This window comes from Ruegeria sp. BF10 (assembly GCF_056538725.1).
Genome location: NZ_JBQFTR010000001.1, coordinates 1892378 through 1915712 on the forward strand (window position 1 = coordinate 1892378; position 23335 = coordinate 1915712).

A 23335-nucleotide genomic window follows, 5' to 3' on the forward strand; every position below is an offset into this window, starting at 1 on the left:
ATGCACATCGTCTTCCGCGAAAGCCACGGGCTCGAGGAAACCGAGACCCCGACCGATCTGGGCCAGAGCCCGGCGGATCTGGTGGTGCTGTCCTTTTCGGACAGCGACCTGGGTGCTTTCGCGGCGGGCTGGCATCGTGGTGGCGGGCCCGAGGGGCGGATGCCCTCGTTGCGGCTGGCCAACCTGACGGCGCTGAAACACCCCCTGTCGGTCGATACCTATGTCGAACAGACGTTGGAGGGCGCCAAGGGCATTCTGATCCGTCTGATCGGCGGGGTTCCCTACTGGTCCTACGGGTTGCAGCAGGTGCTGGCGCTGGCACAGGCCAAAGGCATCGCGCTGGCGGTGCTACCCGCCGACGGGCGCGAGGACACGCGGCTGGACGACTATTCCACCCTGCCCGTTTCCACCCTGCGGCGGCTGGCGCATCTGTGCGATACCGGCGGCGAGGTCGCGGCACAGGCGGCGCTGGCGCAGATGGCGCTGGCGGCGGGGCTTTATGCCGGGCCGGTGATGGGCGCCAAGACCTTGCCCGAATGTGGCGCGTGGTGTCCGGATCGGGGCGTAATCCCGGTGGAAACCGCGTTCGAAGGTAACGCCAAACGCATCCTTGTCACCTTCTACCGCGCTTACCTGACCTCGGCGGACACCGCCCCGATCGCGGCCCTGATCCGCAGCCTGCGCGCCCGTGGGTTCGAGGCGGTGGGCCTGTTTGCCCCGTCGCTCAAGGCGCCTGTAGCCGCCGACTGGTTGCGGGACCAGGTTGTTGCGCTGAACCCATCCGCCATTGTCAACGCCACTTCATTTTCGGGCAAAGGCGCGTCGGGAACATCGCCTCTGGACGCGGCAGGAGTGCCGGTGTTTCAGGTCGCTCTCGCCACCTCGCGCCGCAAAGCCTGGGCCGAGGCGGAACGCGGGCTGTCCCCCGCCGATCTGGCCATGCATGTGGTACTGCCCGAGGTCGATGGGCGGATTTCGGCGGGAATCGCGTCTTTCAAGGAACCAGGCAAACGTGATCCGCATCTGGAATACGCGCGCTTTGCACATCGGCCCGAACCGGACCGGATCGAAGCGATCATCGACCGTGTATCGGGCTGGCTTGCACTGAATGACAAACCCAAGGCAGATCAGATTCCCGCGCTGATCCTGTCCACCTATCCCGGCAAAGACTGGCAGATGGCGCATGCGGTTGGCCTTGACGCGCTGGCTTCGGCCGAGGCGATGCTGTCGGATCTTGATGAAGAAGGCTATGACATCGCGACTGGCGAACCGATTGCCGACACTCTTCTGGACGCCCGGATTTCGTGGTCGCTCGGGGATTATCTGGATGCGCTTGCGGAATTGCCCGAGACCCTGCGCACCGATCTGCACACCGTATGGGGCGCGCCCCAAGATGATCCGGCCTGTGCCGATGGGGCCTTCCATTTCACCGCCATGCGACGCGGCAAGGCGCTGGTCGCGCAGCAACCCGAACGCGGCACGCCCGAGCTGCGGGATGACGACTATCATGACCTCTCGCGCACCCCGCGCCACGGGTATGTCGCCTTCTATTTGTGGCTGCGCAAAGGGTTGGGTGCGGATGCGCTGATCCATATCGGCGCGCATGGAACGCTGGAATGGTTGCCTGGAAAATCGGTCGCCTTGTCTGCCGATTGCTGGCCCGAGGCGCTGATCGGCGATCTGCCGGTGATATACCCGTTTATCGTGAACGACCCGGGCGAGGCCGCGCAAGCCAAGCGCCGGATCGGAGCCGTCACGCTGGGCCACATCCCACCGCCGATGAAGGACAGCGGCACGCCGGATCGGATGGTGCGGCTTGAATCGCTGCTGGATGAGTTTTCCAACGCCGACGGGCTTGACCCCAAACGCCGTGACCGCTTGCATGAAGATATCCGAGATGAGGCGCAGGCCATCGGCTTGGAAAGCGATCTCGGCCTCGATCAGGCAACCTGCACCGCCGAGGCCATCACCCGCATCGACCGCTTTGTCTGTGACATCAAGGAAAGCCAGTTTGGCGACGGGCTGCACATCTTCGGGCGCGTGCCCGAGGTGACGGGCAATTTCGATCCGGCCCCGTCAGCCCATGCCGAACGCGACGCGCTGATCAAAGCGCTCGAGGGCAAACGGATCGATGCCGGGCCTTCGGGTTCACCCTATCGTGGTCGGTCAGATGTTCTGCCTACCGGGCGGAACCTTTACACCACCGATCCGCGGTCGGTCCCGACCCGTGCGGCCTATGCCCAAGGCGTGAAACTGGCCGAGGAACTGGTGCGACGCCATCTTCAGGAAGAAGGCGATTACCCGAAGGGGCTGATCGTCGATCTGTGGGGGTCAGCCACCATGCGCACCGCCGGCGAAGAATTCGCTATGGCGCTGCACCTGCTGGGTGTCAAACCCGTATGGGACAAAGGGTCCGAGCGGGTTTCCGGCATCGAGGTTCTGCCGATCACTGACCTGAGCCGCCCGCGCCTGGACGTGACATTGCGGGTGTCGGGCCTGTTCCGGGATGTATTCCCGACGTTGTCTGCTTTGTTTGGCCAAGCGGTTCGCGCATTGGCCGCGCGCGATGAAGCGACGGACTGGAACCCCTATGCCGGGCAGGAGCCGGCAGCGCGTGTCTATGGACCTGCGCCCGGAAGCTATGGCGTCAACATGACCGAGCTTTCCGAGGTGTATACCGACGAGGCCCGTGCACAGGCCGGCGAGGCGTGGCTTGAGGCCAGTTCCTTTGCATTGGAAGGCGAACACATCGCGCAGGACAAGGACGGCATCACCCAACGCGTTGCAAATGCAGACAGTTTTGTCCACTTGCAGGACCTGACCGAAACCGATCTTCTTCTGGCCAACGATTATGCCACACACGAGGCGGGTTTTGCCGCCGCCAAGAAGATCGCCGGCGGAACCGCGCAGCTTTACCATCTGGACAACACCAACCCCGAAAATCCGCGTGCCCGTACTTTGCGCGAAGAAATCAGCCGTGTCGTCCACGCCCGGGCCGCAAATCCCGACTGGATCGCCGGGATGCAACGCCATGGTTTCCGGGGGGCGGCTGAAATCGCGGCAACGCTGGATCATATGGCCTCATTCGCGCATCTGTCCGGCACGGTCGCACCGCATCTTTTTGACCTCTACCATGATGCCACGCTGGGCAACGAAGAGGTGGACGCGTTCCTGCAAGAGGCCAATCCCAAAGCTCATCAAGCCATGCAGGACCGGTTCCGCGCGCTGCTTGAGGCCGGGCTTTGGAACACGCGCCGGAATTCCATCCGGGCTGATCTGGAGGGATTGAGATGAGTGCTCCGATTGTTCAGGGCTGGTGCCCGGGCGCCCATCGTCCGATGATGTCCGGTGACGGTCTGGTCGTCAGGGTCAGGCCCCGGTTGGCGCGTCTGGACGTCGATCAGGCTCTGGGACTGTGCGATCTGGCGGACCGTTTTGGCAACGGCTCGATCGATTTGACCAATCGCGCCAACCTGCAATTGCGGGGCGTGGAAGAGGAAGACCACCAGCCCCTGCTCAAAGAGCTTGCCGCGCTGAACCTGCTGGATGCGGAACCCGGTATCGAGATACGCCGGAATATTCTGGTTACACCGCTCTATCAGGCGGGCGATTTGACCGCTCGACTGACCCGTGACCTGATCGACCGGCTTGCGGAGCTGCCGGCCCTGCCCGCAAAATTCGGCTTTGCCATCGACACGGGCCCCGAACGTCTGCTGGCGTCGGATTCGGCGGATATTCGTCTGGAAACAGGTGCAGACGGCCTGATCCTGCGCGCTGACGGGTGCGAAACCGGGCGGAGCGTGACCGAGACTGACGCCATTGACCACGCGATCGCGCTGGCAATGTGGTTTGCTGAAACCTACACGCCCGAGAGGCGCCGCATGGCGCGTGTCATCGACTCCCTTCCACAGGAATGGCAAGGCTGTGCGCCCGGTTCTGTTGGCGCAAAGCTTCAACCCGGCCCCTGCGAACTGGGTGCTCTGTACGGCGCGGCTTTTGGGTCGCTGCCGGCGCGCAAGCTGTATGATCTGATCGAGGACAGCGGTGCTTGCGCCCTGCGCGTCACCCCGTGGCGGCTGATCCTGCTGGAAGGCGGGGCGGCGATACCTGCCCCGGCCTTTGTCGAAGATGGAACCGATCCGTTGATGACCACCGACGCCTGCCCCGGCGCGCCGTTCTGCCCGCAGGCGCAGGCAGAGACGCGCGACATCGCCCGGGCGTTGGCTTCGCGGGTTTCCGGACGCCTCCATGTTTCAGGCTGTAGCAAGGGATGCGCTCGCATGGGTTCTGCGGACATCACATTGGTAGGCGATAACGGACGATTTGATCTTGTCAAACAGGGCCGCGCGGGGGATGAGCCCTGCCAGCGCGGGCTTGACCCCCAAACACTCATGACCATGGACTTCACCTGATGCCCTATACATACGAAACCGATGGCGCAGCGATCTACAAGGAGAGCTTTGCCACCATCCGGTCCGAGGCTGATCTGGCCCGGTTTGATGCCGATGAAGAGCAGGTTGCCGTTCGCATGATCCACGCCGCGGGTATGGTCGGGCTGGAAGAGTTCGTGCATTTCTCGCCCGGCTTCGTGCAAACGGCCCGTGCTGCATTGGAAAACGGTGCACCGATCCTGTGTGATGCGCGCATGGTCAGCGAAGGCGTCACCCGCTTCCGCCTGCCCGCCGACAACCAGGTGATCTGTACCCTGCACGATGGACGCGTACGCCCGCTGGCCGCCGAGATGAGCAACACCCGTTCCGCCGCTGCGCTGGAGCTGTGGCGGCCGCATCTGGAGGGCGCGCTGGTCGCCATCGGCAATGCGCCCACGGCACTGTTCCATTTGCTGAACATGCTGGAAGACGCGGATTGCCCGCGCCCTGCCGCGATCATCGGCTGCCCGGTAGGCTTTGTCGGTGCGGTGGAATCCAAGGATGCGCTGTGGCAGGCGCAACCGGTGCCATCCTGCATTGTCAAAGGTCGTCTGGGCGGCAGCGCCATCACGGTGGCGGCCGTCAACGCCATCGCAAGCCGGGCGGAATGAAGATGGGCACCATATACGGTGTGGGCCTTGGCCCCGGCGACCCGGATTTGATGAGCGTCCGGGCTGATCGCCTGCTGCGCAATGCAAAGCATGTGGCGTTCTTCCGCAAACCCGGTCGCAGCGGCCAGGCCCGCAAGATCGTCAACGGGATGATCCCCGAAGGTGCGATCGAGTTCCCTATGGAATATCCCGTGACCACCGAGATCCCGGTCACAGATCCGCGCTACAACGAATTGCTGGCGGCGTTCTACGAAGACTGCACCAAGCATCTCAGGGCCCTGTCCGAACAGGGTGAGGACGTGGTTGTTCTGTGCGAGGGTGATCCGTTCTTCTATGGCTCGTTCATGCATCTTTACAGTCGCCTGCGCGAAGACGCGCCGGTCGAAGTTGTACCCGCCATTACCGGCATGTCCGGCGCCTGGACAGCGACAGGAGACCCGATCACCTGGGGTGATGACGTTCTGACCGTGCTGGTTGGCACTCTGCCCGAAGACACGCTGGCTGAACGCATGGCTCAAACCGATGCACTGGTCGTGATGAAAATCGGGCGCAACATCGACAAGGTGAAACGCGCCCTGAAGACCGCTGGCCTGTATGACCGGGCATGGATCGTGGAATATGCGCAGATGCCAAACCAGACGGTGACCAAGCTGTCTGAAGCCTGCGAGAAGATTACCCCGTATTTCTCGATCATCGTCGTGCACGGTCAGGGGCGGCGACCATGAGCGGCTGGGTCAAAATTGCCGGTCTTGGGCCGGGTGACGAGGCGCTTGTAACGCCGGAAGTAACGGCCGCGCTAGCCGAAGCCACCGATGTTGTGGGCTATATCCCATATGTGGCGCGTATTGCCGAGCGCCCGGGCCTTACGCTGCATGCCAGTGACAACCGGGTCGAAATCGACCGTTCGCAACACGCGTTGCAAATGGCCGCAGAAGGCAAACGCGTGGTCGTTGTGTCCTCGGGTGATCCAGGCGTGTTTGCCATGGCGGCAGCCGTCTTCGAAGCGCTGGAATACGGCCCCGTGGAATGGCGCGATCTTCAGATCGATGTGCTGCCGGGGATCACGGCGATGTTGGCTGCATCCGCGCGCGCGGGCGCCCCGATGGGGCATGATTTCTGCGCCATCAACCTCAGCGACAACCTCAAACCATGGTCATTGATCGAGAAACGCCTGCGCCTTGCTGCACAGGCGGATTTCTCGATGGCCTTTTACAATCCACGCTCGAAGTCCCGCCCGGAAGGCTTTGTAAAGACGCTGGAAATCCTGCGTGAAGAGTGTGAGCCCGAACGTCTGATCCTGTTCGCCCGCGCCGTATCGCGGGCCGATGAAGAGATGCGTATTTCGACACTGGCCGAAGCCACGCCCGACATGGCGGATATGCAGACCGTGGTGATCGTGGGGTCATCCCGCACCCGTGTGATCGAACGCAACGGCGCACCGATCGTCTACACGCCGCGCTTCACCCCTGATAAGGATCAGGGATGAAGCAGCCAGTCCAGAACCTGTGCGACCTGCGAAAACTCGGTCCGCTTCGGCAGAACCGGGCGGTCGATCATCAGCACGGGCAGGCCCAGCGCCCGCGCCGCGTCCAGCTTGGCGCGCGCGCCCGTGCCGCCTGCGTTCTTGGATACGACCAACTGCGTGCCGTGGCGCTGCATCAGCGCCCGGTCGTCAGCTTCGGTAAACGGCCCTCGGGCGACGACCACCTCTGCGTTCGGCAAGGGCAAAGTGTCGGGCTCATCCACAAGGCGCAGCAGGTAACTGTGTTGAGGCTGGGGCAAAAAGTCTTCAAGATGCATTCGGCCAACTGCAAGCAAGACACGCTGAGCATCGCCGGACAATGCGTCGACGGCGGCAGCGATGTCGGGCACGTGACGCCAGACATCGCCGGGCTGCGACACCCAGGCCGCGCGTGTCAACGCGGCCAATGGCGTCCGCGTCGCGGTGCATGCTTCAATCACGTTCCGGCTCATCCGGGCCGCAAATGGATGGGTCGCGTCCACGACATGGGTGATGGCATTCTCATGGATATAGGCGGCCAGACCTTCCGGACCGCCGAAACCGCCAACCCTTACCGGCAAGGGCTGCGGACGCGGGTTTTCGACCCGTCCAGCGTAGGAATACACAGCCGCAATCCCTTGTTCCGAAACAGCTTTGGCCAGCGCATTGGCCTCGGTCGTGCCGCCAAGGATCAGGAGGTTTGTCATGTCTGAATCTCCGTGGCTGACCGTTCTTGGATTGGGCGAAGGTGGGTTTGATGGCCTGTCGCCATCCGGCCGTCAAGTGCTGGACCGGGCCGAAGTGATCATGGGGCCGCCCCGTCACCTGTCGTTGCTGCTTGAAACTGGGGCGGAACGTGTCGAATGGCCTGTGCCGTTCTCGGATGGGCTGCCGATCCTGAAAGGATTGCGTGGCCGGCAGACCGTTGTTCTGGCCTCGGGCGATCCGTTCTGGTTTGGCGCAGGCTCTGTCATTGCGCGCAATTTCGATGCCGGTGAATGGACCGCCCTGCCCGGCCAATCCACCTTCTCGCTGGCCGCTGCCCGGCTCGGCTGGCCTTTGGAAAGCACACTGACCTTCGGCCTGCACGCCGCGCCACTGACCCGTTTGCGTCCTCATCTGGCACCGGGAGCGCACGCGATCCTGTTGCTGCGTGACGGAAAGGCGGTGGCGGAACTGGCACGGTATCTGACCGAGACAGGCTTTGCCGACTCGGCCCTGCATGTGATGCAGGCCCTAGGTGGTCCGCGCGAAAACACCCGAACAGTCACGCTGACCGAGGCGCTGCTGGGTACGTTCGACCATCCGGTCTGCGTCGGTCTGGAGGTTTCCGGTGCAGGACCTGCCCTGTCCAAGGCGTCTGGTAAACCAGACGCCATCTTCGAGACGGACGGGCAGATCACCAAACGCCCGATCCGCGCGCTGACACTCTCGGCGCTTGCTCCGCAACGGGGCGAGCATCTGTGGGATATCGGAGGGGGCACCGGCTCGATCAGCATCGAATGGCTGATGTGTGATCCGACCCTGACCGCAACCAGCATAGAACCCCGTGCTGACAGGGTTGAGCGCATTCGTCGGAATGCCGATGCATTGGGTCAGGATCGGTTGAATGTCATCCATGGCACCGCGCCCGCCGCTTTGGACGGGCTGGAATTCCCCGACGTGGTGTTCATCGGAGGGGGGCTTGATCCAGACCTGCTGCACTGGCTGCACCAGCACCTGCCGCCCGGCACGCGCCTGGTTGCCAATGCAGTGACTTTGGAAAGCGAGGCTACGTTGGCCCATTGGCATGAGAAGCTGGGCGGTGAACTCCTGCGGATCGAACTCGCGCAGTCGGCGCCGCTTGGACCGCGCCGCGGCTGGAAATCCGCCTATCCGGTGGTGCAGTGGAGCGTAACGCTATGATCGTTGCCGGTTTGGGGTTCTCGTCTACCGCCACAGTCGGCAGCCTGCGCGCCGCGTATAATGTTGCGGCGGCGAGCCAGGAGGTGACCGCCCTGGCAACCGTTGCCGACAAGGAAGGTCATTCCGCCCTGACGGTTTTTGCCGAAGAACTGTCCCTTCCTCTGCATTTCGTTGCCGCCGCCGACCTGGCCGGTCAACGCGCACTCACCTGCTCGACCCGCAGCCGCGCCACCTATGGCACCGGGAGCGTGGCCGAAGCATCCGCATTGGCCGCCGCCGGAAAGCTTTTTGGCCCGGGCGCGCGGCTGCTTTCACCCAGACAGATTTCAGACGACCGGCTGGCGACCTGCGCCATTGCCATCGGAGGACAGACATGACCGTTCATTTCATCGGCGCCGGACCGGGCGCCGCCGACCTGTTGACACTGCGCGGGCGCGACATCATCGCATCCTGCCCCGTTTGCCTTTATGCGGGTTCCCTGGTTCCGGAAGAAATCCTCGGCCACTGCCCCGAAGGCGCAAGGATCGTGAACACCGCGCCAATGGATCTGGATCAGATCATGGCAGAGATCGAGGCCGCACATCAGGCCGGCCAGGATGTGGCCCGTCTGCATTCGGGCGACCTGTCGGTCTGGTCGGCGATGGGGGAACAGATCCGCCGCCTCAAGGAAATGGGCATCCCGGTCAGCGTAACTCCGGGCGTTCCGTCCTTTGCGGCGGCTGCGGCGGCTTTGGGAACCGAACTTACTCTGCCCGGGCTGGCGCAATCCGTGGTTCTGACCCGGACCCCGGGCCGTGCATCTTCCATGCCCGAAGGCGAGACGTTGGAGAATTTCGCACGCACAGGGGCGACACTTGCCATTCACCTGTCGATCGGCAATCTGGACAAGGTCATTGCCGATCTGACCCCAGCCTATGGGGCCGATTGCCCCGTGGCCGTGGTGTACCGCGCCAGTTGGCCGGACGAGCGGATCATCCGCGCGACGCTGGGCACGTTGAAGGACTCGCTGGACGAGAGCATCTCGCGCACCGCGCTGATCCTGGTCGGGCCGGCGCTGGCCGGTGAAGGCTTCGACGAAAGCTGCCTGTATTCAAAGACCTATGACCGCCGCTATCGCCCGCAAAGCGCCGAGAGCCCCTGGTCGAGCTGGAGCCATGGTGATGATTAACCCTCCGGGCCTTCTGATCTCCGCACCGTCCTCGGGCACGGGCAAGACAACGGTCATGCTGGGCCTGCTGCGCGCGCTGGCCGAGGATGGCCTGACCGTTCAACCGTTCAAGAGCGGACCGGATTATATTGACCCCGCCTTCCACCGAGCAGCGGCTGGGCGGGCTTCGTTTAATCTGGACAGTTGGGCGATGGGTGACCCGCTGTTGAACGCGATCTCATCTCAAGCCGAAGGCGCTGACATCGTGGTGGCCGAAGGTTCGATGGGTCTGTTCGATGGCGTGGCCAAGCCGGGTGAGTTGGGTCATGGGTCGAGCGCCGAGACCGCTGCACGGATGGGTTGGCCGGTCGTACTGGTGCTGGATGTCGGCGGTCAGGCGCAATCTGCGGCGGCCACCGCGCTGGGGTTCAGGATGTACAACCCCGATCTGCCCTTTGCCGGCGTCATTCTGAACCGCTGTGCCAGCCCCCGGCACGAGCGCCTGACCCGGTTGGGGATGGAACGTGCAGGCCTGCCGGTTCTGGGTGTGCTGCCGCGCCGAGGCGATCTGACCCTCCCCGAGCGGCATCTGGGGTTGATCCAGGCCGTCGAACACCCGGATCTGGAAAGCGCCATTGTGGGATATGCTACATTTCTGCGCGAACATGTGGATTTGGAAGCGATCAAACGGGCGGCTTCCTCAGGCCCCATTGGGCCATCGTCAGACGCGCTGCCGCGCCCTCCGGCCCAGCGGATTGCACTGGCACGGGACGCGGCTTTTTCTTTTACCTATCCACATTTGCTGGAAGGCTGGCGCGCAGCTGGGGCCGAGATCCTGCCCTTCTCGCCTCTGGCCGATGAAGCGCCGGCGGCGGATGCCGATCTGGTCTGGCTGCCCGGCGGCTATCCGGAACTGCATGCCGGGACGTTGGCTGCTGCCCAAACGTTCCTCGCTGGTCTGCGCAAGCACGCGGAAACAAGGCCTGTGCATGGCGAATGCGGTGGGTATATGGCGCTGGGTCATGCGCTGATCGACAAGGATGGCGTGCGGCATGAAATGGCTGGCCTGCTGGGGCTGGTGACGTCGTACCAAAAACGCAAATTCAACCTGGGCTATCGCAAAGCGGAACTCTTGGCCCCGATGCCGGGATTTGCACAGAATACGGCGCTGCGCGGGCACGAGTTCCACTATTCCTCGATCGTGGATCAGCCTGACGCGCCGCTGGCCCGTGTGTTCGATGCCGAAGGCGCAGAAGGGCCTCAGACCGGCTCTGTTCGGGGCAATGTCACCGGTACGTTCTTTCACCTGATTGCGGAGGCATCTGAATGAGCGGATTTGTCTCTTTCGTCGGATCCGGCCCTGGTGATCCGGAATTGCTGACACTGAAGGCCGTGGATCGCCTGCAAAAGGCCGATGCGGTTTTGTTCGATGACCTCAGCAGCGGGCCGATATTGAGCCACGCGCGCGAAGACGCGGATCTTGTTGGCGTGGGCAAACGGGCTGGTCGACCGTCCCCCAAGCAGGACCATGTCAGCCGGTTGCTTGTGGACTACGCCCAGAGCGGCCAGCATGTCGTGCGGCTGAAGTCCGGCGATGGCGGCATGTTCGGGCGCCTGGAAGAAGAGCTTGTTGCCCTTCGTGATGCAGGCATTGAATTCGAGATCATTCCCGGCATCCCGTCTGCGGTGGCCGCCGCAGCTGCCGCTGGCATTCCTCTGACGCGTCGTCTGACCGCACGGCGGGTGCAGTTCGTAACGGGACATGACGTCAGCGGCGCGTTGCCGGACGATCTGAACCTGACCGCACTGGCCGATTCTCAGGCCACCACTGTCGTATTCATGGGTAAACGTACTTTCCCGCTTCTGGCAGAAGCGCTGCATTCACACGGCCTGCCTTTGGATACCCCCGCCCTGATGGCTGAATCGGTTTCGACCCCGGATCAGAAGCTGACGCGCGCCACCATCGGTGCCCTGGCCGAACAGCTGAAATCCGAGATCGGCACAGCTCCGGCCCTGATCCTTTACGGGCCGCTGGCGGAGTGCGAAGATGATTGACCTGAGCCTGATTGGCATCGGCACCGGCAACCCGGATCACGTGACCTTTCAGGGTGCGCAGGCGATCCGGTCGGCCGATCTGATCCTGATCCCCCGCAAGGGTGAGAACAAGGCCGATCTGGCCGGGCTGCGAGAGGACATCATCGATCGGGTAACCGAGACACCGCCAAGGATAGCCTATTTTGACATTCCCAAGCGCCGGGCGGATGACGGCTATCTGCGCGGCGTAGACGAATGGCATGACGCCATTGCACTGCGCTGGCAGGAGGCGATCGCGGCCCACCCGGAGGCGCAGCACATTGCGCTGCTGATTTGGGGCGATCCGTCCCTGTATGACAGTTCGCTGCGAATCGCGGCGCGGCTGGACCCCAAGCCCAACACAAAGGTGATCCCGGGCATCACGGCCTTGCAGGCTTTGACCGCGGCTCATGCGATCCCGATCAATGAGCTGGGCGCACCCTATGTCGTGACCACCGGACGCCGTATCCGGGATGACGGCTGGCCTGAAGCCGCTTCGAAAGTCGCCGTCATGCTGGACGGGGAATGCTCGTTCCAGTCCCTCAGGATGGCAGAGTATGACATCTGGTGGGGGGCCTATGTGGGCATGAAAGAAGAACTGCTGATCAGCGGCCCTTTGGACCAGGTCGCGCAGCGGATCCTTGACACACGCGCCCGCGCCCGAGCCGACCATGGCTGGATCATGGATATCTACTTGCTGAAGAAACGCGGGGGGCAGCAGCGCGCGGTGAACACGGATTCGTGACTGCGCAGAACCCTCAAGTCTGGCACACAGGTCAAAGCAAGATACCGGAGACGCGTTGATGAAAGCTCTCATTCCCCTGCTCTGCCTGATCGCTTCACCTCTGTGGGCTCAGAATGCGCCCGAGGGCTGGGCCGTATACCCAACCCAGAAACCGTATGCAGAACTGGTTGACGCAACCAAAGCCGCGATCAAGGAAAACGGGTTGATCGTCGTGACACAGGCGGGCCCGACCAAAGCGGCGGCAGCACGTGGGATTTCGATTCCCGGAAATCGCGTGATCGGAGCCTTCAACAATGACTACGCCGTGCGGGTTCTGGAGACCTCGGTCCACGCGATGATCGAGGCTCCGATCCGGTTTTACGTAACCGAGAACCAGGACGGGACGGCGACCCTGTCTTACAAGACCCCCAGCTTTGTCTTTGCGCCTTACGCCCCGGAAGGTGGGCAAGACCTGCTGAATATTGCCGCCGAGCTTGACACGACGTTTCAATCGATCGCTGAACGCGCAGTCAAATAGTCACACTGCCGTGAACCGCCTTGCGTCCAGAGGCGTCCTCCGCAATCTGCTTCGAAACAGTTTTCTCGGAGCATGACTGATGCAGGACCCCTCGCCCCGCGCTGCGGATCTTCTGGCCCAACGTCTTTATGAAGCGGGCTGTCGTCACGCCTTTGGGATGCCGGGGGGCGAGGTGCTGACGCTGGTCGACGCACTGGAAAAGGCTGGGATCACATTTCATCTGACCAAGCACGAAAACTCTGCCGGGTTCATGGCCGAAGCCGTTCATCATCGCGACGGAGCACCTGCGATTCTGGTGGCCACCCTGGGTCCGGGTGCAATGAACGGGATCAATGTGGTGGCGAACGCTTTGCAGGATCGTGTGCCGATGGTCGTTCTGACCGGATGCGTCGATGCCGACGAAGCGTTGACCTATACCCATCAGGTCATGGATCACAGCCGGGTTTATCGCTCGATCACCAAAGGCACTTATACGCTGACAGCCAAAGGCGCGGATGTCATTGCTGACAAGGCGGTGTCATTGGCCATGCAGCCACGACCGGGCCCGGTTCATATCGATGTCCCGATCTCGGTTGCCGACACGCCTGTTACCGGCGTGAAACGCCGCCGGCTGGCCAAGGTTGCGCCGGTCAGCCCCGGTGGCGAATGCCTGGAAAAGGCCCGCCGCTGGGTGGCCGAGGCCGAACGCCCCATTGCCATCATCGGCCTGGATGTCCTCTATGACGACTCGCGCAGTGTCGTGCAGGCGTTCCTGGAACATTTTGGTATTCCTTTCGTGACGACCTACAAGGCCAAGGGTGTCGTGCCCGAGGATCACCCACTGTGTCTGGGTGGCGCGGGGCTGTCGCCGCTGGCTGACAAGCATCTTGTGCCTCTGATCGAACAATCGGATCTGGTATTGTGTCTGGGATATGACCCGATCGAAATGCGCCCCGGCTGGCGTGAGATCTGGGATCCGGAAGAAAAGCGCGTCATCGATATCTCTGCCGTGGTCAACGACCACTACATGCATCAGGCTGGATTGAATCTTGTCGCCGACACGGGCGAGACATTGGAGGCAATTGCCAAAGGCAACCCGGCCCATGAAACATGGCCGGGCAACGAACCCGCGCAGGTCAAAGCCGCGCTGGCAAAGGCCTTCCCCACCGATGAAAACTGGGGCCCCGCTGCCGTCATTGCCGAAACCCGTGCCGTCCTGCCGCCTGAAACGTTGGCCACGGCCGACAGTGGCGCGCATCGCATTCTGCTGAGCCAGATGTGGGCGTGCAACGAAGAACGCGGGTTGATCCAATCCTCGGCGCTCTGCACCATGGGCTGCGCTGTTCCGATGGCCATTGGCCTGAAACTGGCCGAACCGGACCGCCCGGTGATCAGCTTCTCGGGCGATGCCGGGTTCCTTATGGTTGCGGGCGAGTTGTCGACAGCGGCTGAAATGGGCGGCAACCCGATCTTTCTGGTCTTCGTGGATGCCAGCCTTGCCCTGATCGAATTGAAACAGCGCCAGCGGCAGATGGGCAACACGGGCGTCGATTTCGGCCATCATGACTTTGCCGCCATGGGCCGGGCCTTTGGCGGCAATGGCCATACGGTTCATAACAGGACAGAGTTGCGCACCGCACTGGAAGCTGCTGTAAAGGCTGAGACATTTACGGTGATTGCTGCAGAAGTTGAGCGTGGAGGCTATGATGGCCGCATCTGAAGGCCCGTTGAAGGGTGTCAAGGTTCTGGACCTTAGCCGGATTCTGGCAGGCCCCACCTGCACGCAACTGCTGGGCGATCTGGGTGCAAGCGTCATCAAGATCGAAAACCCGGCAACCGGGGGCGATGACACGCGGCAATGGGGGCCGCCCTACGTGAGCGATGCCGAGGGCAACCGCTCGGACCTGAGCGCCTATTTCATGTCGGCCAACCGCAACAAGAAATCCGTCGCGCTGAATATCTCCTCGACCGAGGGTCAGGCGGAAATCAGACGGTTGGCGTCACACGCGGACATTCTGATCGAGAACTTCAAACCGGGCGGCTTGGCCAAGTATGGGCTGGACTACGCCACCCTGTCGCAAGAGTTTCCAAGCCTCGTGTACTGTTCAATCTCGGGCTACGGTCAAACCGGGCCGAATGCCAGCAAGCCCGGCTATGACCTGATGGCGCAAGGCTATGGCGGGATCATGTCGCTGACCGGAGACCCCGAGGGCGCCCCCATGAAAGTGGGTGTTGGCATCGCCGACGTGATGTGCGGGATGTATGCGACTGTTGGAATCCTGGCCGCGCTGCGCCACCGCGACCTGACCGGCGAAGGCCAACAGATCGATCTGGCGCTGGTGGATTCTCAGATTGCCTGGCTGATCAATGAAGGCGTCAACTATCTGACGTCAGGCGATGTTCCGCAAAGACGCGGCAACGGGCACCCGAATATCGTCCCTTATGACGTCTACGAAACCGCTGATGGGCACGTGATTCTCGCGGTTGGAAATGACGGCCAGTTCAGAAAGCTCTGCGACTTCATCAATGCTCCTGAACTGGCAGTCGATCCGAGATTCGCGACCAACCCGGCCCGTCTGGAACATCGTGATGCACTGAATTCCATCCTTCGCCCCGCAGTGAAGGCGCTTGACACCCAGACCGTCATTTCCGGCCTCGAAGCTGTCAAAGTGCCCGTCGGCCCGGTTCAGACGCTGGATCAGGTGTTCAACACGGAACAAGTGGCCGCAAGACGAATGCAGATTGCCATGCAGGCCCAGCCGGGTCAGGTCAACCTGATCGGGAATCCTCTGAACCTGTCTCGCACACCTGTAACATATCGAAACGCTCCACCGGTCTGTGGAGTCGATACCGAGGCCGTTCTGAGCGCAAAAAACCCGTTCGAGGATTGAAATACTTGCACAATTAGGCGGCAAGTCGCTGAAACATGCCCTTGAATCGGCGGTTTTTTTCACCTTTTTCGCACACGTCATTTCACCAATTCGAGAGCAGCGTCGATACTGTTACGCCGCTATTGCACACTCTGTTACATCGAACAGTGTCAAATATCGCAATCAGATTGGACCCAAGCATGAAACAAGACGTTTTCGGACAGATGAACACCCTGACCCAGCCGGCGGCCGTCGAAGCGTGGAATGGTGTTCTGCTTGGGTTCATGGCTCATGCCGCTGTCACGCCTCAGCATTTGGGCAAAGTGCTTGAACTCGAGCCCGACTTCGCGCTGGGTCATGCGATCAAAGGTCTGTTCATGGCGCTGCTTGGGCGGCGCGAGATGATGGCCGTTGCCGTCGAAGCGCTGGCTGCTGCCCACGCGGCGATGGAACGCCAGCCCATCACCACGCGTGAGCGTCTTTATGTGGAGTCGCTTGCCCTCTATCTGGCGGGGCAACAGACGCAGGCGGTTCAGAAATTCGAAACGATTCTGCGCGATCACCCGCAGGACACGCTGGCGATGAAACTAAGCCACGCAACCCGCTTTGTCCTGGGTGACGCCAATGGGATGCGCCGCTCGATCGAGCGGGTGTTGCCCGCTTATGAACCCGATCATCCGGGGCGCGGCTATCTGCTGGGCTGTCATTCCTTCGCACTGGAAGAAACAGGCGCTTACGAAAAGGCCGAAATCGCGGGCCGTCAGGCGCTGTGGATGGTGTCCGATGATGCCTGGGGCCTGCACGCGGTGGCCCATGTCCACGAGATGACGGGTAATGCGCAGCTGGGCCTTGACTGGCTGGCCGGGCGTGAGGCCGCCTGGTCCCACTGCAACAATTTCCGTTACCACGTGTGGTGGCACAAGGCGCTGATGCATCTGGATCTGGGTCAGGTCGATCAGGTGATGGAACTGTATGACGCCCATATTCGCAAGGACAAAACCGACGATTACCGGGACATCTCGAACGCAACTTCACTTCTGTCTCGGCTTGAGCTCGAAGGCATAGATGTTGGGAACCGCTGGGAAGAACTGGCTGATCTGAGTGCCGCACGAACAGAAGACGGCTGCCTGATCTTTGCGGATCTACACTATATGCTGGCGCTGACCGGCGATAACCGCGCCGACGCCACGGCCAAGATGCTGAGCCGCATGAACAAGGATGCAGCGCGCGCCAATGACGACATGACCCGCCGCATGGCAGACCCCGGTGTTGCCGCTGCCATGGGCCTCGAGGCCTTTGGTGACGGTCATTACGCCACGGCCTTTGATCATCTTTTGACGGCACGCGATTCCATGCAACTGGCCGGTGGCAGCCATGCGCAACGTGATGTATTTGAACGCATTACCATCGATTCCGGTCTTCGGGCCGGGCGCCTCGATGCAGTCGAGCGCATTCTGGATGATCGCCGGGCCAAGCGCGCCGGGGGCGAAGACAATTATGCCATCGCGCGCCGCGCCCTGATCGACGCGGCCCGCGACAGCGGTGACGCACAAAGCGTTCCCGCAGAATAACAAAAAGACCAAGAAGGACAGAAAACGTATGGCGACCATATCGCCCGCTTCTGATTATGTACCCGCTGCGGCCCCGGCCGCTGCCCCTGCCAGCACGCGCGATCCGCGTCTGGATTTCTACCGCGGCATTGCGATGTTCATCATCCTGATCGCCCATATTCCAAACGATCCCTGGGCCAAATGGATTCCCGCGCGGTTTGGCTATTCCGATGCAACCGAGATCTTTGTGTTCTGTTCGGGCATGGCCTCGGCCATCGCATTTGGAGGTGCTTTTCTGCGCAAAGGCTGGTGGATGGGCACCGCCCGAGTGGCCTACCGCATCTGGCAGGTCTATTGGGCGCATATTGCCCTGTTCTTCTTTGTTGCCATGACGATGGCCGCGCTGGATCAGACTGGCGCGTTCGAGAAAACCTATGTCTCGTCGCTGAACCTACAGCATTTCTTCAATGATCCAGCGCCGCAAATGGTCGGGATTTTCACTCTGACCTATGTTCCGAACTACTTCGATATCCTGCCGATGTATCTGGTCGTACTGGCGCTGATGCCGCTTTACATGGCGCTCCATCGCGTCAGTTTCTGGCTGATGGCGGCAGTTTGCTTGGCCATCTGGTTCATCGCACAAACCGGCGCGCTGGCCCTTCCCGCTGAACCCTGGTCCGCGCGCCAGTGGTTCTTCAACCCTTTTGGCTGGCAATTGCTGTTCTTCACCGGCTTTGCCTTCATGCGCGGTTGGATTCCGGCCCCGCCCGTGTCGAAGTCTTTGATCTGGGTGGCAATTGCCTTTGTCGTCCTGTCAGCCCCGTTCGGGTCTTGGAAAGTCTTCACCTGGATCAATACGGCTGCACCCGAGCTAGGCGCAGTGATCCGCAAGGGCTGGCCCCTGACCGAAGAGCTGCGCGGCAAAACCGAGTTCGGCCTTCTGCGATATGTCCACTTTCTGTCGCTGGCCTATCTGGGATGGGTCGCAGCGGGCGAGCACGGCCACCGTCTGATCGCGACAGGCCATGGTGTGGGCGCACGTATCTGGCAATTCCTGCTGGCCGTTGTCACCAAGGTCGGCCAGCAATCCCTTGCCGTCTTTGTGTTTTCCATGGCCGCGGCCCGGCTGATCGGCGTCGCGCTGGATCAGGCTGGGCGGGATGTCGCCACTGTCTTTGTCGCCAACATGATTGGGTTTGCGATGATCATCGCCGTTGCCTATCTGGCAGCTTGGTTCAAGTCACAACCCTGGAAGTCGAAGAAATGAAATTCACCCGCCGCGCATTCCTCGTCTCGACGACTGCTTTGGCCTTTGCCCCGACCGCGTATGCGACGGGCGGTGAGACGCCTTTTGACCGCGACTACGTAATTGAAATGGCCCGCGATCTGGCCAGCCGCCCCTATGTGGAACGCGAGATGGTACCGCAGGAATGGCAGGACCTGACCTATCAGCAATACCGCTCCATCCGGTTCCGGCTTGATCGGGCACTGTGGTATGAAACCGAGACGCCATTCAATGTCGATTTCTTCACCCCCGGCCTGTATTTCCCCCGCACCGTAAAGGTGGAGACGGTCGAGAACGGCATGACCAAGCCGGTCGCCTTCGATCTGGAAATGTTCGACAAGTCCGAAGACGTGCCGCAACTGCCGATCGATGACACGCTGGGCTTCTCGGGCCTGCGCCTGCGCACTGAAATGCACCGCCCCGGCAAGACAGATGAATTCTGCGTCTGGCAGGGGGCCAGCTATTTCCGCGCCATCGGTCTGCACGAGGTTTACGGGCTGTCCGCGCGGGGTCTGGCGTTGAAAACCGGCGATCCGGATGGCGAGGAATTCCCCGAATTCATCCGGTTCTGGCTGGAGCGTCCCGAACCGGGCCAACGCAACATGGTCGTGCATGCATTGCTGGACAGCCCCAGCGTGACCGGCGCCTATCGTTTCAACGTCACGGCGGGCGCGGATTGCATCATGGATATCGAAGCAACGCTGTTCCCGCGCGAAGACCTGTCCCATGTGGGCATCGCTCCGGGAACTTCGATGTTCCTGTTCGACCAGACCAACCACAGCCGGTTCGACGATTTCCGCCCTGCTGTACACGACAGTGACGGCCTGCTGATCCGCAATGGCGCAGGCGAAGTGCTGTGGCGTCCGTTGGCCAACCCGACCCGATTGCAGGTTTCATCCTTCGTCGACACAAACCCGCGCGGGTTTGGTCTGATGCAGCGCAAACGAGAGTTTTCGGACTATGCCGATCTTGAAGCCAATTATCACAAACGCCCGGGCCTGTGGGTCGAGCCCCGTGAAGATTGGGGCAAAGGCTCGGTCACGCTGGTCGAGATCCCGGCAGATCAGGAAATCTATGACAACATCGTTGCCTATTGGCGGCCCGCTGAACCCTATGCGGCAGGCAGTCAGGTCGACCTGTCCTATCGCCTGATCTGGGGGGAAGAACCCCAGCGCACACCGATGCCACGCGTGATCAACACCGCGATGGGCGAAAACACCTTTGGCGAAGGCCGGTTGGCCGTCATCGACTTTGAAGAAAGCGATTTGTTCGCGGATATAGACGCGATCACGATTTTCGTGGATTCCCCCCATGCGGAAACCTCGGAAGGCGTCTTGCAACGCAACCCGGATACCGGTGGCCTGCGTCTGGCGTTCTCATTCCAGCCCGGCGAGCGTAACCATGTGGAATTGCGGGCGCAGTTGCTGAAAGACAAACAGCCTGCCTCCGAGGTCTGGCTATACCGTTGGACCACATGAGCAGCGACCTGCATATCATGCCGCCCGAGGCGCCCCTGGCGATGCCTGCGCAGAACTTCAGCGCACGGTTCCGGGATGCGGACGCACCTTCCGGTCAGCACAAATCATCTGCCGGATTCTGGCGCGCACTGGCCTTTTCGCCTGCAATGGCCGCCACTCTGGCCTTGCTATGGGTCATGAGCGATTGGTTCGGTGCGGAAGGCATCAACGTGATTGAAGGCATCCTTTTGACTTTGATTTCGTTCAACTTCTTCTGGATTTCCTTCACCGTCTGCACCGTTTTGCTGGGCATGGTGTCGCTGGCAAAACAGGAACGTCCCGAGCGCCTGACCGCAGCGCAACCCCTGCGGGTGGCCCTGCTGACCCCGGTCTACAACGAGGTCCCCTGGAACGTACTGGGCAATGCCCGCACCATGTTGGAGGATCTTCAGGCACGCGGCGGGAAACATCATTATGCCATGTTCATTCTGTCGGACACGCGCGACCCCGAGATTGCGGCGCAGGAACAGGCCAGCGTCGAGGCGCTGCGCACCACGCTGGCACCTGGGCTTGAGCTGTACTATCGCCGCCGCGAACAGAATACCGATCGCAAAGTGGGCAACATTGCCGACTGGGTCAGCCGCTGGGGCGCGGATTGGGATGCCATGCTGGTGCTGGATGCCGACAGCCTGATGACCGGGCGCGCGATCCATCGCCTGACTGATGCACTGGCATGCGATCCGGGTGCGGGCTTGATTCAAAGCTATCCGCAGCTGATCGGCGCGCAGTCGGTCTTTGCCCGGATGCAGCAATTTGCAAATGGCGTCTACGGCATCGCCTTTGCCGAAGGTCTGGCCCGCTGGTGCGGGCAGGAAGGCAACTATTGGGGCCACAACGCCATCATCCGCACCAGGGCTTTTGCCACCAGCGCCGGACTGCCCAAGCTGCGTTCGTTCAGCGGTCAGGACAAGCTGATCATGAGCCACGATTTCGTCGAGGCCGGCCTGCTGCGCCGCGCCGGATGGGCCGTGCGCTTCCTGCCTCGTATTCGCGGGTCATATGAAGAAACACCGCCCACCCTCATCGATCACGCCATGAGGGACCGCCGCTGGTGCCAGGGCAACCTGCAACACCTGAAACTGCTGGGTTCTTCCGGATTCCGTGCCGTGTCGCGGTTCCACATGTTCCATGGCGCAGTCGGCTATCTGATGTCACCGTTGTGGTTTGCACTATTGTTGATGTGGGCGCTGATCGGTCAGGGTCAGGATGCCTCTGTCCTGCATTATTTCAGCCCCGACAATCCTCTGTTCCCGCAATGGCCCGAGATGTCGGAAACCCGTCACGTGCTGATCATTCTGGTCATGTACGCGATGCTTTTGGCCCCCAAGGTTCTGGGCGTTCTGGCCCTGCCGCTGAGCGGTGTACGCTATGCGGATTTCGGTGGCGGGCGCAAATTCCTCGGCTCTTTCCTGGCCGAGGTTCTGTTGTCGATCCTTTACGCTCCGATCCTGATGGTGCAACAGATGATCGCTGTTTTCCGTACGGCTTTTGGCATTCAGCGCGGCTGGTCGCCACAGGCCCGCGACGGTGGCACCTATGGTCTGCGAACGCTGATCCTGTGCCACGCGCTTGAAACCGTAAGCGGAGTGGCGCTGAGCGTCGGTATCCTGTCCGGTCTGGTGTCGATCTGGCTGGCCCCGATCGCCATCAGCCTGGCACTGGCTATCCCGTTGTCTGCGCTCAGCGGTGTCTCGGCAGGTGCCGCCCGCAAGATGGTCGGAATGCGAGAGGATTTCAGCGAACCCGCCATTACCCGGTCAGCGCGCCGCTATCGCGATGAACTGAAGCGACTGGTCGAAGGCAAAGGCAACATGACCCCTGCCGAGTGATCAGCTGCCGGGAAGCCCTTCATACCAATCGACCATCATGTCGGCCCAGCCCGCGGGAACGGTGTGCCCTCCGGGAAACAAAGCAAATTCCAGCGCGCTGCCTTCGGCACAATTGGTCCAGCGGCGGCGCATGAATTCACCCGTCGTGCTGAACCCGGCCGGTTTGTGATCGACACAACCGTTGGCATCACGCCAGATTTCCAGGCCCGCGTAGATATCCCCCTGCTGAAAGCGCCCTCCGCCCAGCAGGCGCCCTTCCAGCGGCACCACATTGTCGGTCCAGCCATGCGTATGGAACATGCGGATCGGACCTTTGCAGGCATCAGGGTGCGGGCGCCAGAAACCACCGGACACCGGAACATAGGCCGAGAACGCATCGGGGGCCTCGCAAGCCAGATAGTTGACCATGAAAGCGCCAGCGGAAAACCCGCCCAGCAAGACACGGTCGGCGTCGATACCAAACCGCCTTGCCGCGTCTTGCACCACTTCGGTCAGAAAGGCGGTTTCGTCCCGATCCCCAAAGCCTGGATAGAAATTCCAGCTTTTGGTTCCGCCCCGGTCGGGCCGTTCCAGCCCTTCAGGGGCCATCACCGCATACCCGCGTTTCAACAGTGGTTCGACCATCCCGCGATTGCGCATCGTACCCGACCCGCTGCCGCCATACCCATGCAGGAACACCACCATGGGCGCATTGTCCGCATCGGGCAGTTCGATGTGATAGGCTCCCATGGGAGTCTCACAGGTATCCTCTTGGCCGGCACACCCCGCGAAAGCGCTCTGCCCGGTCACTGACAAGGCCAAAGCCAGGCTGAACTGCCGGATCATCCTGCATCCTCATCATATTTACGCACCGGCAATCCGGCCCGAACCCATCCCGGCCCTGCGGCCGAACCCAGCATACCCTCTGGCACGTCGATCACATTGGTGAATCCAGCCTCGATCAGGCGGTTGCTCAGGTGTGCTGAACGCACACCGCGCGCGCAGATCAGCGCCACTGGCGCTGCCTGATTGCCGCCGGTCAATTCCGTCAGTGCATTGACGAAATCTTCTCGCCGCATGTCCAGCGGCACAGCACCCTCGCCAATTCCGGATGCCCGCCATTCGCGCGGCGTGCGGATATCGACCAGCAGAATGCGCCCGTCTGATGCCTGTTCATGAGCAACGGCTACGCTGATCCGGCCGCCGCCATGATCTTCGGGGATCAAACGGTATTCCCTGATCGCAAACCCGCCTGCGATCGCAGCACAAACGCCGATCATCATCCATCTTCGGGCTCGGTTCACTTTCTCGGCCAAGATTCAGCCTCCTGTTCGCTGAGATTTGTTCTATCACAGATGGTCTGAAACGGGGGCGTTGAAAAACCCCGACCCGCATCA

General features: G+C 61.7%; 21 protein-coding genes. 18 read left to right on the forward strand and 3 right to left on the reverse strand.

Annotation, left to right across the window (positions count from 1 at the left end):
- From cobN to cobJ, 5 genes are read left to right on the forward strand one after another with little or no spacing between them, the layout of a single operon-like run.
- Nucleotides 1-3294, forward strand: coding sequence for a cobaltochelatase subunit CobN (gene cobN, locus ACR0DJ_RS09535; protein WP_480684700.1), 3294 nt, complete (start codon nucleotides 1-3; stop codon nucleotides 3292-3294).
- Complete coding sequence (locus ACR0DJ_RS09540) at nucleotides 3291-4412, forward strand: cobalamin biosynthesis protein CobG (RefSeq protein WP_480684701.1); 1122 nt, start codon at nucleotides 3291-3293, stop codon at nucleotides 4410-4412. The genes cobN and ACR0DJ_RS09540 overlap by 4 nt, the downstream gene beginning before the upstream one ends.
- Nucleotides 4412-5041, forward strand: coding sequence for a precorrin-8X methylmutase (locus ACR0DJ_RS09545; protein WP_480684702.1), 630 nt, complete (start codon nucleotides 4412-4414; stop codon nucleotides 5039-5041). The genes ACR0DJ_RS09540 and ACR0DJ_RS09545 overlap by 1 nt, the downstream gene beginning before the upstream one ends.
- Nucleotides 5038-5766 (forward strand): precorrin-2 C(20)-methyltransferase, encoded by a 729-nt coding sequence (locus ACR0DJ_RS09550; RefSeq protein WP_170347200.1) that lies wholly within the window; start codon nucleotides 5038-5040, stop codon nucleotides 5764-5766. Before ACR0DJ_RS09545 ends, ACR0DJ_RS09550 begins: the two co-directional genes overlap by 4 nt.
- A complete protein-coding gene (gene cobJ / locus ACR0DJ_RS09555) occupies nucleotides 5763-6527 on the forward strand; it encodes a precorrin-3B C(17)-methyltransferase (RefSeq protein ID WP_257600331.1) in 765 nt (254 codons plus the stop codon). Before ACR0DJ_RS09550 ends, cobJ begins: the two co-directional genes overlap by 4 nt.
- Here the strand turns inward: cobJ and ACR0DJ_RS09560 are convergent.
- Complete coding sequence (locus tag ACR0DJ_RS09560; RefSeq protein WP_480684703.1) at nucleotides 6518-7249, reverse strand: cobalt-precorrin-6A reductase; 732 nt, start codon at nucleotides 7247-7249, stop codon at nucleotides 6518-6520. The genes cobJ and ACR0DJ_RS09560 overlap by 10 nt on opposite strands.
- Here ACR0DJ_RS09560 and cbiE point away from each other — a divergent pair.
- The 13 genes from cbiE to mdoH all read left to right on the forward strand — a co-directional run bounded on the left by cbiE (nucleotide 7248) and on the right by mdoH (nucleotide 21959).
- Nucleotides 7248-8447: a precorrin-6y C5,15-methyltransferase (decarboxylating) subunit CbiE gene (cbiE, locus tag ACR0DJ_RS09565; RefSeq protein ID WP_480684704.1), complete on the forward strand. Its 1200-nt coding sequence runs from the start codon at nucleotides 7248-7250 to the stop codon at nucleotides 8445-8447. The genes ACR0DJ_RS09560 and cbiE overlap by 2 nt on opposite strands.
- Complete coding sequence (locus tag ACR0DJ_RS09570; RefSeq protein ID WP_480684706.1) at nucleotides 8444-8824, forward strand: cobalamin biosynthesis protein; 381 nt, start codon at nucleotides 8444-8446, stop codon at nucleotides 8822-8824. Before cbiE ends, ACR0DJ_RS09570 begins: the two co-directional genes overlap by 4 nt.
- The gene (gene cobM, locus ACR0DJ_RS09575; RefSeq protein ID WP_480684707.1) at nucleotides 8821-9615 is read left to right on the forward strand and encodes a precorrin-4 C(11)-methyltransferase; all 795 of its coding nucleotides are present in this window, start codon (nucleotides 8821-8823) and stop codon (nucleotides 9613-9615) included. The genes ACR0DJ_RS09570 and cobM overlap by 4 nt, the downstream gene beginning before the upstream one ends.
- Nucleotides 9602-10924 (forward strand): cobyrinic acid a,c-diamide synthase CobB, encoded by a 1323-nt coding sequence (locus tag ACR0DJ_RS09580; RefSeq protein ID WP_480684709.1) that lies wholly within the window; start codon nucleotides 9602-9604, stop codon nucleotides 10922-10924. Before cobM ends, ACR0DJ_RS09580 begins: the two co-directional genes overlap by 14 nt.
- Nucleotides 10921-11649: a uroporphyrinogen-III C-methyltransferase gene (cobA, locus tag ACR0DJ_RS09585; RefSeq protein WP_480684710.1), complete on the forward strand. Its 729-nt coding sequence runs from the start codon at nucleotides 10921-10923 to the stop codon at nucleotides 11647-11649. Before ACR0DJ_RS09580 ends, cobA begins: the two co-directional genes overlap by 4 nt.
- Nucleotides 11642-12412 carry a precorrin-6A synthase (deacetylating) gene (cobF, locus tag ACR0DJ_RS09590; RefSeq protein ID WP_480684711.1) on the forward strand — a complete coding sequence of 257 codons (771 nt, stop codon included), beginning with the start codon at nucleotides 11642-11644 and terminating at the stop codon, nucleotides 12410-12412. Before cobA ends, cobF begins: the two co-directional genes overlap by 8 nt.
- Before the next feature lie 58 nt (nucleotides 12413-12470).
- A complete protein-coding gene (locus ACR0DJ_RS09595; RefSeq protein WP_171206616.1) occupies nucleotides 12471-12929 on the forward strand; it encodes a DUF302 domain-containing protein in 459 nt (152 codons plus the stop codon).
- Nucleotides 12930-13008: 79 nt separating this feature from the next.
- Nucleotides 13009-14628 (forward strand): thiamine pyrophosphate-binding protein, encoded by a 1620-nt coding sequence (locus ACR0DJ_RS09600; RefSeq protein WP_480684712.1) that lies wholly within the window; start codon nucleotides 13009-13011, stop codon nucleotides 14626-14628.
- The gene (locus ACR0DJ_RS09605; protein ID WP_480684713.1) at nucleotides 14615-15799 is read left to right on the forward strand and encodes a CaiB/BaiF CoA transferase family protein; all 1185 of its coding nucleotides are present in this window, start codon (nucleotides 14615-14617) and stop codon (nucleotides 15797-15799) included. Before ACR0DJ_RS09600 ends, ACR0DJ_RS09605 begins: the two co-directional genes overlap by 14 nt.
- A gap of 179 nt (nucleotides 15800-15978) precedes the next feature.
- A complete protein-coding gene (locus ACR0DJ_RS09610) occupies nucleotides 15979-17349 on the forward strand; it encodes a tetratricopeptide repeat protein (RefSeq protein WP_425077949.1) in 1371 nt (456 codons plus the stop codon).
- Nucleotides 17350-17377: 28 nt separating this feature from the next.
- The gene (locus tag ACR0DJ_RS09615) at nucleotides 17378-18595 is read left to right on the forward strand and encodes an OpgC family protein (protein ID WP_480684714.1); all 1218 of its coding nucleotides are present in this window, start codon (nucleotides 17378-17380) and stop codon (nucleotides 18593-18595) included.
- Complete coding sequence (locus ACR0DJ_RS09620) at nucleotides 18592-20091, forward strand: OpgD/OpgG family glucan biosynthesis protein (RefSeq protein WP_480684715.1); 1500 nt, start codon at nucleotides 18592-18594, stop codon at nucleotides 20089-20091. The genes ACR0DJ_RS09615 and ACR0DJ_RS09620 overlap by 4 nt, the downstream gene beginning before the upstream one ends.
- Nucleotides 20088-21959 (forward strand): glucans biosynthesis glucosyltransferase MdoH, encoded by a 1872-nt coding sequence (gene mdoH / locus ACR0DJ_RS09625; protein WP_480684717.1) that lies wholly within the window; start codon nucleotides 20088-20090, stop codon nucleotides 21957-21959. Before ACR0DJ_RS09620 ends, mdoH begins: the two co-directional genes overlap by 4 nt.
- Here mdoH and ACR0DJ_RS09630 read toward each other — a convergent pair whose 3' ends face one another.
- Both ACR0DJ_RS09630 and ACR0DJ_RS09635 read right to left on the reverse strand, forming a co-directional pair.
- Nucleotides 21960-22784 carry a CE1 family esterase gene (locus ACR0DJ_RS09630; RefSeq protein WP_170347215.1) on the reverse strand — a complete coding sequence of 275 codons (825 nt, stop codon included), beginning with the start codon at nucleotides 22782-22784 and terminating at the stop codon, nucleotides 21960-21962.
- Nucleotides 22781-23218 carry a rhodanese-like domain-containing protein gene (locus ACR0DJ_RS09635; protein ID WP_480686248.1) on the reverse strand — a complete coding sequence of 146 codons (438 nt, stop codon included), beginning with the start codon at nucleotides 23216-23218 and terminating at the stop codon, nucleotides 22781-22783. Before ACR0DJ_RS09635 ends, ACR0DJ_RS09630 begins: the two co-directional genes overlap by 4 nt.
- Between the last annotated feature and the right edge of the window lie 117 nt (nucleotides 23219-23335).

Coding starts and splice junctions, on each gene's coding strand:
- cobN (WP_480684700.1), top strand. CDS start 1: ATGCACATCGTCTTCCGCGAAAGCCACGGGCTCGAGGAAACCGAGACC.
- ACR0DJ_RS09540 (WP_480684701.1), top strand. CDS start 3,291: ATGAGTGCTCCGATTGTTCAGGGCTGGTGCCCGGGCGCCCATCGTCCG.
- ACR0DJ_RS09545 (WP_480684702.1), top strand. CDS start 4,412: ATGCCCTATACATACGAAACCGATGGCGCAGCGATCTACAAGGAGAGC.
- ACR0DJ_RS09550 (WP_170347200.1), top strand. CDS start 5,038: ATGAAGATGGGCACCATATACGGTGTGGGCCTTGGCCCCGGCGACCCG.
- cobJ (WP_257600331.1), top strand. CDS start 5,763: ATGAGCGGCTGGGTCAAAATTGCCGGTCTTGGGCCGGGTGACGAGGCG.
- cbiE (WP_480684704.1), top strand. CDS start 7,248: ATGTCTGAATCTCCGTGGCTGACCGTTCTTGGATTGGGCGAAGGTGGG.
- ACR0DJ_RS09560 (WP_480684703.1), bottom strand. CDS start 7,249: ATGACAAACCTCCTGATCCTTGGCGGCACGACCGAGGCCAATGCGCTG.
- ACR0DJ_RS09570 (WP_480684706.1), top strand. CDS start 8,444: ATGATCGTTGCCGGTTTGGGGTTCTCGTCTACCGCCACAGTCGGCAGC.
- cobM (WP_480684707.1), top strand. CDS start 8,821: ATGACCGTTCATTTCATCGGCGCCGGACCGGGCGCCGCCGACCTGTTG.
- ACR0DJ_RS09580 (WP_480684709.1), top strand. CDS start 9,602: ATGGTGATGATTAACCCTCCGGGCCTTCTGATCTCCGCACCGTCCTCG.
- cobA (WP_480684710.1), top strand. CDS start 10,921: ATGAGCGGATTTGTCTCTTTCGTCGGATCCGGCCCTGGTGATCCGGAA.
- cobF (WP_480684711.1), top strand. CDS start 11,642: ATGATTGACCTGAGCCTGATTGGCATCGGCACCGGCAACCCGGATCAC.
- ACR0DJ_RS09595 (WP_171206616.1), top strand. CDS start 12,471: ATGAAAGCTCTCATTCCCCTGCTCTGCCTGATCGCTTCACCTCTGTGG.
- ACR0DJ_RS09600 (WP_480684712.1), top strand. CDS start 13,009: ATGCAGGACCCCTCGCCCCGCGCTGCGGATCTTCTGGCCCAACGTCTT.
- ACR0DJ_RS09605 (WP_480684713.1), top strand. CDS start 14,615: ATGGCCGCATCTGAAGGCCCGTTGAAGGGTGTCAAGGTTCTGGACCTT.
- ACR0DJ_RS09610 (WP_425077949.1), top strand. CDS start 15,979: ATGAAACAAGACGTTTTCGGACAGATGAACACCCTGACCCAGCCGGCG.
- ACR0DJ_RS09615 (WP_480684714.1), top strand. CDS start 17,378: ATGGCGACCATATCGCCCGCTTCTGATTATGTACCCGCTGCGGCCCCG.
- ACR0DJ_RS09620 (WP_480684715.1), top strand. CDS start 18,592: ATGAAATTCACCCGCCGCGCATTCCTCGTCTCGACGACTGCTTTGGCC.
- mdoH (WP_480684717.1), top strand. CDS start 20,088: ATGAGCAGCGACCTGCATATCATGCCGCCCGAGGCGCCCCTGGCGATG.
- ACR0DJ_RS09630 (WP_170347215.1), bottom strand. CDS start 22,784: ATGATCCGGCAGTTCAGCCTGGCTTTGGCCTTGTCAGTGACCGGGCAG.
- ACR0DJ_RS09635 (WP_480686248.1), bottom strand. CDS start 23,218: ATGATCGGCGTTTGTGCTGCGATCGCAGGCGGGTTTGCGATCAGGGAA.